Genomic DNA, 6312 nt, shown 5'->3' on the forward strand with positions numbered 1-6312 from the left:
ATCGGTCAATACAACACGCCTTCCATCGACTTTTTTGAATCATATCGCATTGTCTCCTACCTGAACTTGTCATCGTCAAAAAAGTGATTGATGGGTATCTGTAAGCCATCACAAAACTTCTGTATCGTGCTTATTTTGGGATGTTTCGTACGACCACTCATCAGTTCGGAGATTGTCGCTTGGTTCAATCCACCTTTCTGAATGACTTGATGGATTGTCATATTATGCTCTGCCGCGAGCTCCTTCATCCGCTCTACGATTGCCCTGTTCAGTTCCACTTGCTCACCCCACGATCAAAGTACTCTCTCATACTTATTCTTTATGAATCCTTCTACTCCTCTACCCCAAGCCAATCCCTTGAAATCAAAATATCAATCCTTATCTTCTATCATCGCCCCGTTATTTTTTTACAGTTGTGATACAAAACAAAAAATATTGAATAACTGTTGCCTATAAACCCTTATATAGGGCAGATTCGACAGAAATCGGCAATTGTAAAATTTCTGACATATCAGAAAACTGATGATTTTTATTCCTTTCCCTGCTATATTGGAACCAACAAAAGGAAACATCTGTATGGTCGTCGCTCTGGTCTACAGAAAGGGGAAGGCTTATGTATCGATTCGGGGAGTGGTTGAAGGAGAACCGCCGGCTCTCGGGCTGGTCGCAGGTCGAACTATCGGAGAAGACATTCGGAGAGATCTCACAGCCCGCCATCAGCCAATATGAGCAGAACCGTTCGGTGCCGTCAATCGCGGACATCGATCATCTGGCCCGCGCGTTCGGGCATACGCTCGCGACGGTCCCATGGGACGCCATCGACTTCGGATACGGGGCGAAACGTTCCGTCACGAAGCTCGAGCGACGTCGGTTCGACCTGCAGGAATTGCCGCAGGCCGACTCGGTCCGCACGTTCGACGGGAAGACATATGAGCTGCATGGCTTCATCGGCATCGATAAAGGGAGCGGCGAGACGGTCCAGTTGACGCAACTCTACTATCGAATCCGTACGGTCGTCTGTGACGCCCACGTGCTCGCCAAGCGCAAGAACCCGGATGACGAGCTCATCCATGTCAAGAAACGAAAGCGAATCCGACTGTAACCCACATCGACGCAGCAGCACATCCTTAAGGATGGTCTCCTCCAATCACATATCGGCGTGTCCCTCACCAGTGACCGGGTGGGCGGGATCTACGCACAGATGGTTCGGCGAGAGTCGCCTAAAACTCGCCACAAGGTCACCGCATCGTTCCGGGTCATCGAAAAACCCTGTACAGCTCCTTAGATTCACGAGGGGCGGAGTTCGTGGGGGAACGGCTAGAAACCCACCGCACCGAATCCGACTGTCCTTAATGATGTGCTGCTGCACATCAAGAGATCTAGGAAGGAAGTGTGTATTGTGGCATCAAAAGAACAGAAACAGAACCGTAGCTTCGCCGAGAAACTTTTACGCATACGTGGGAAGGACTATGAGGAGTGGCTCGACGAACAGCATCAACAGGTCATCCAGGATAACCAGGAACTCATTTTGGAGGCGCTCGAGGCGAAGCTCAGCTTCAAGTCGCCGACGCACCAGGACTAAGGAGGGAACGACATGGGACTCAATGAGACAGGGCTCAGCTTGCTTCAGTTCTTTCAGGGACTCGCCGTCATCGCCGCGGCCATCGCCTTCGCGATCGGGGGCTTCTACTTCATCTTCGGCGGGGATCGTGGCCGCTCGAAGGCCGTCGGTTGGCTTGTCGGGGGCGCCGTCGGCCTGATCATCGTCATGGGCGCGTTCACACTCGCCGAGATGGTTGACCAGAACATAAAATTCTAATGAACACACGTAGCGTTCCAATCGGAAGGCTTTTTTTGTTGCTTGAAACGAGAGGAGGAACGAGATGCTGTTTGTACGATTCACCGACGTGCCGGACACACGGATCCAGAACTATGAGCGGCTCACCTTTGCCGAGGCAGTCGTGGCAACACATGATCTGCATCAGGCCCTTAGCGAGGAAGGGGCGAGCTGTTCCGGTGACTTTCGGCTCTTTGACCAGAAAGATGAGCTGCTCTATCGGGGAACGTTCACGTTCGGGACCGAAGGAACGTATCCGAACCTGTATCATCAAGTGCAAGACCGGGTACAACGGATCCGGACGAAGAAAGAGGACAATTCGAAGAAGATGTGGCTCCTCGACGAAATCGAGTCCGAGACACCGGACGACTATAAGCGCCCGTCCGCTAAATCGAATCCGATTGTATCGTCGACCTATCAATCAAGCCTGACCCGACTACAGCGCCGCCTTATCTACGGGGCGGCCACGGCCGGGATTCTATTCACCTCACTTTTCACTGCCGCGCAATGGGTCATCGATAAAGCGGCACACGCCGAACAGGGGATCGGTGGTGAACAGACGTGGCTGAATGCTTACGAACAGGCGCTCCAAGGTGAGGAATCCTCACTAATCGATTTACTAGAACGGAAAGACCGGTCAGAGGAAGAGGATGCCCTATTGATCGACCTCTATCTGGCGGAAGGAGAAGACCAGAAAGCGCTCGAGCTCACGGATGATCCCATCCTGATCGAGACGAAGCTGGGCGGGCTCGACCTATCCGGTAAAGAGAAATTGGAACGGATCCAGAAGTTCCAAGCATCACATCCGACCGATGAGGGTGCGTTCGATATCGCCACACTGGAACGTGATCATGAGACCGTGGCCAAAACGGAAAATGTTGAATGGACTGCTCCCCGTATCTCCGCGAAAGTGACCGCTTATCTCTTTCTCAAGGACATCGAGGCTGCGAACGATTGGGCGTCCAAAACGAACAATTCTGCCGTTCAAGAAAAAGTCGACACCTATCAAGACATCACGGCTACTATCAACGAACTGAACGAAAAATTGAAGAAGACCTCTAGTAAGGACACTTCGGCCCGTGAGAAGATTCAAGCCGCTATCGCTGCTGAAGAAGTTAACCTAGATACGATTCTTTATTCAGATTAAGGTAGGTGAAATAATTGAGAACTCAGTCTCTATCAACACGATTCCCGATACGTCTGATCTTCCCCGCCCTGTTCTGCCTGTTAGGTCTGCCGGCCGGGATTTTTTATCTGCTGAACGGGGTCTACAACATCATTCGACAAACCATGACCCCAATCGTACAAGACGGGCTGTTGGCCGGGGCGACGATTCCGACGCTCTCCCCCTCCTTGTTCTTGGAGGTGAGTCTTCCCTCTTCGACCGTCTTGATCGGACTGATGGCGTTCAGTCTGCTCATCGGACTGGTCGTGTTCGGCAAGGTGTGGCTGAACTTCCGGGACCTGCGGAAAGATCAGAAAGGGAGCGCCCGCTTCACCTCATTCGATGAACTGAAGCAACAGTATCGTCGCGTCCCGGACCGGAAGAAACAATATAAAGGATCAGGTGGTGTCCCCGTCGGACGGGTCAAGAACGAGCTGTTCATCGATGACTCGCCCGTCAACAACCTCGTCATCGGGACGACCCGCTCAGGGAAAGGCGAGACGTTCGTCTTCTCGACAATCGACCTGTACAGCCGTGCAAGCGACCAGGCGAGTCTGATCATCAATGACCCGAAAGGTGAGCTCTTTGCCGCTTCGAAGGAGACGCTCGAGAAACGCGGCTATCAGGTCGAGGTGTTGAACCTGATGAACCCGCTCCAGTCGATGTCGTATAACCTGCTGCAGCTGACGATTGACGCATTTCTCGAAGAGAACTATTCGCTCGCCCAACAGTATGCGCGTTCGGTCGCGTTCATGTTGTACCATGACCCGAAGGCACGGGACCCGTTCTGGGCCAACTCGTCAATCGACCTGTGTACGGCGCTCATCCTCGGGCTCTGTGAGGAGGCGAAGGACACACCGGAGAAGATCAACATGTACAACGTCGCCCTCATGCTCTCGGATTTAGGATCACGGACGGTGGTGACGCGACAAGGACAGGAGATCTCCGCACTGGACGAGTTCTTTCAGCGCTTCCCGGAGAACCACCCGGCCCGGCTTCAGTTCGCGACGCTCCACTTCTCCGGTGGCCAGACACGAGCAAGTATCTTTGCCAATACGAATGCGAAGCTCGGCATCTTCACGTTGAACGGGACCGGAAAGCTGACGTCGATGAACTCGCTCGACATGCGACGCATCGGATTCAACCGCTGGATCAGCGGACGGAGCGAGCCTTTGACACGGCTCACGGTCAGATTCCCCGACGGGATGACCCATGCGCTCACGACGGACGACGACGGCAGCTTCATCGTATACCATACGTCGCCACTTCAAATTGGAGACGTCGTTCAGATCTCAACCGACTCAAGCACTTCGACAATCCAGCTGGAAGCGCATGACGAGGAGAGTGGACGGTTGCACTACGTAATCGACGGGATGATACAGATCCGTGAGGTGATGCACCAGCTCCGTCCCGTGGCGGTGTTCCTCATCGTCCCGGACTATGACCCGACATTCAACGTCATCGCGTCGCTCTACGTCAAACAGGTATACACGTCGCTCGCCCGGGTCGCCTCGCAGACGAAACAAGGCAAATGCGAGCGCCAAGTCGTCTTCTTACTCGATGAGTTCGGCAACATGCCGCCGATCGAGGGCATGGCCAACATCATCACGGTCTGTCTCGGCCGGAACATGCGCTTCAATCTCGTCATCCAGGCCTACTCTCAACTCGAGAACCTGTACGGTGAGGATTGGAAGACAATCGATGGCAACTGTGGGAATACGCACTATCTGTTGACCGCGGACGAATCGACCGCCGAACTGATCTCGAAGAAGCTCGGTGAGGCGACCATCGTCACGAAATCCCGGTCTGGTCAGACGTTCTCACTCAAAAAATCGAAGACGGAGAACGTGGACGGTCGCCGGCTCATGACAGCGACCGAGGTCATGGGACTCAAAGAAGGTGAGATGCTCATCATTCGTGTCATCAAGCGTCAGGACACGAAGAAACGACGTATCCAGTCGTATCCCATCTTCCTGAACGGCAGGACGGCGATGAAGTACCGCTACGAGTACTTGGCGGACGATTTTAACATAAATCGCTCCCTGCATGACATCGACATCCCATGCCGTCACGCCGGGCTCGACTTCGAACAGATCCGTATCCGTTTCGCGAAGCAAGAAGACGAAACGGATATCAATATTCCATCGAATCAGGAAGATAAGTCCTTGACGGTACGAGATGTGTTGCAGGACAGCATCCTCCGCTCGATGTTCGAAGGACATGACATCGGTGGGATGTCCCTCCCCGAGTTCGATACGAACCTGAACCTAGGCGTTTACGATGTCACCGACAGCCAGAAGAGCTTTTTGAGCACAATGATCGCGAAACGACTCGAGAAACTGAAGCAAGGCACACCGTAGAGAGGAGGCCGAATTCATGGCCGAGAGTGCGAGAGAGAAGCGAATCCAGAACGAATTGCGCGTCGTCGCGAGGATCATCGAGACGCAACGCGTCCGCCTCGAACGGGGCGACGTGCTCAATATCCAGACGACCGATGGCTTTCTGACCGTCTATCAGGACGACACCTCAGACACCCCAAAAACTGTTACACTAATAGATAAGTTCGACTTCCGCGTCAATTTAAAAGTCGCGGATCTATTGAAGGGGAAAATCGTCTGACGGAGGGGTAAACGTTATGAGGAAAATCTTGATTGGTGTCCTACTCGGAAGTTCGTTACTTTTAGCATCGTGTGGTACCGAAAGTTCGAATTATCTTTCTACGACTTCTGTCGAAGAAATTGCAGATATTAAAACTGAGCAAGAAAGTGCATACGTTCTTGTAGACAGCGATAGTCAAGGTAATGAAGGGGCTTACGTTGATACTGTGCGAGAAGTCGCCACGGAAAAAAAGAAAGACGTTCTCTTATTCAATCCGTTTCAGCCTAATGGGGAAGATTTTGAAGAACGTTCTACCCAAGAACATCCTGAACTCAAAGGTGGCAGATTGTACGAGATGACTGACGGTGAAATCAGTCGTGAATTAAATGTATCTGCCCTTACAGAAGATGAATTAAAGGATCAAGTCACTAATTTCATTAAATAGCCTCTGAATGGAGGGATTCTATGGGTGATAACGAAATCGTAAACAAGCTACAAGAGTTCACTGATATCCTTAGTCTCAGTACATTGGTACTGGATGCCCTCCGCTCAATGGGTTGGATTTTAATACGTGGCTTAGCAGTATTAATTGATGGACTTGAAAAAGTGACTGACAGCATATTTGAACTGAACCCTGAATGATAGACACTTGATAAAAAGTGCTCATTCAGGGTTTTTTGCGTGCGATCGAATCGATATAATGAACCTATTC

At 51.9% G+C, this 6312-nt stretch carries 9 protein-coding genes; 8 read left to right on the top strand and 1 reads right to left on the bottom strand.

The genetic code is table 11. From position 1 onward, the window contains the following. Positions 1 to 56: 56 nt before the first annotated feature. Positions 57 to 248, bottom strand: coding sequence for a helix-turn-helix domain-containing protein (locus KNP82_RS15705; RefSeq protein WP_353049067.1), 192 nt, complete (start codon positions 246 to 248; stop codon positions 57 to 59). 365 nt (positions 249 to 613) lie between these two features. On the opposite strand from KNP82_RS15705, the gene KNP82_RS13510 reads away from it, so the two are divergent. The 8 genes from KNP82_RS13510 (at position 614) to KNP82_RS13545 (ending at position 6242) form a co-directional block, all read left to right on the top strand. Continuing rightward, positions 614 to 1102 (top strand): helix-turn-helix domain-containing protein, encoded by a 489-nt coding sequence (locus KNP82_RS13510; RefSeq protein ID WP_214828432.1) that lies wholly within the window; start codon positions 614 to 616, stop codon positions 1100 to 1102. Between the two features lie 297 nt (positions 1103 to 1399). Then, positions 1400 to 1582 carry a hypothetical protein gene (locus KNP82_RS13515; RefSeq protein WP_024127793.1) on the top strand — a complete coding sequence of 61 codons (183 nt, stop codon included), beginning with the start codon at positions 1400 to 1402 and terminating at the stop codon, positions 1580 to 1582. Between the two features lie 12 nt (positions 1583 to 1594). Beyond that, complete coding sequence (locus tag KNP82_RS13520; RefSeq protein ID WP_012390467.1) at positions 1595 to 1819, top strand: hypothetical protein; 225 nt, start codon at positions 1595 to 1597, stop codon at positions 1817 to 1819. 64 nt (positions 1820 to 1883) lie between these two features. After that, positions 1884 to 2984, top strand: coding sequence for a hypothetical protein (locus KNP82_RS13525; RefSeq protein WP_214828434.1), 1101 nt, complete (start codon positions 1884 to 1886; stop codon positions 2982 to 2984). A 14-nt stretch (positions 2985 to 2998) separates the two neighbouring features. Next, a complete protein-coding gene (locus KNP82_RS13530) occupies positions 2999 to 5362 on the top strand; it encodes a VirD4-like conjugal transfer protein, CD1115 family (RefSeq protein WP_214828436.1) in 2364 nt (787 codons plus the stop codon). Positions 5363 to 5378: 16 nt separating this feature from the next. After that, positions 5379 to 5621, top strand: coding sequence for a hypothetical protein (locus tag KNP82_RS13535; RefSeq protein ID WP_012390470.1), 243 nt, complete (start codon positions 5379 to 5381; stop codon positions 5619 to 5621). 16 nt (positions 5622 to 5637) lie between these two features. Beyond that, positions 5638 to 6045 (top strand): hypothetical protein, encoded by a 408-nt coding sequence (locus tag KNP82_RS13540; protein WP_214828438.1) that lies wholly within the window; start codon positions 5638 to 5640, stop codon positions 6043 to 6045. Between the two features lie 20 nt (positions 6046 to 6065). Next, complete coding sequence (locus KNP82_RS13545; RefSeq protein ID WP_214828440.1) at positions 6066 to 6242, top strand: hypothetical protein; 177 nt, start codon at positions 6066 to 6068, stop codon at positions 6240 to 6242. Positions 6243 to 6312: the final 70 nt, after the last annotated feature.

Origin of the sequence: Exiguobacterium sp. s26, assembly GCF_018618235.1 — a bacterium.
Taxonomy (GTDB): Bacteria; Bacillota; Bacilli; order Exiguobacteriales; family Exiguobacteriaceae; genus Exiguobacterium; species Exiguobacterium chiriqhucha.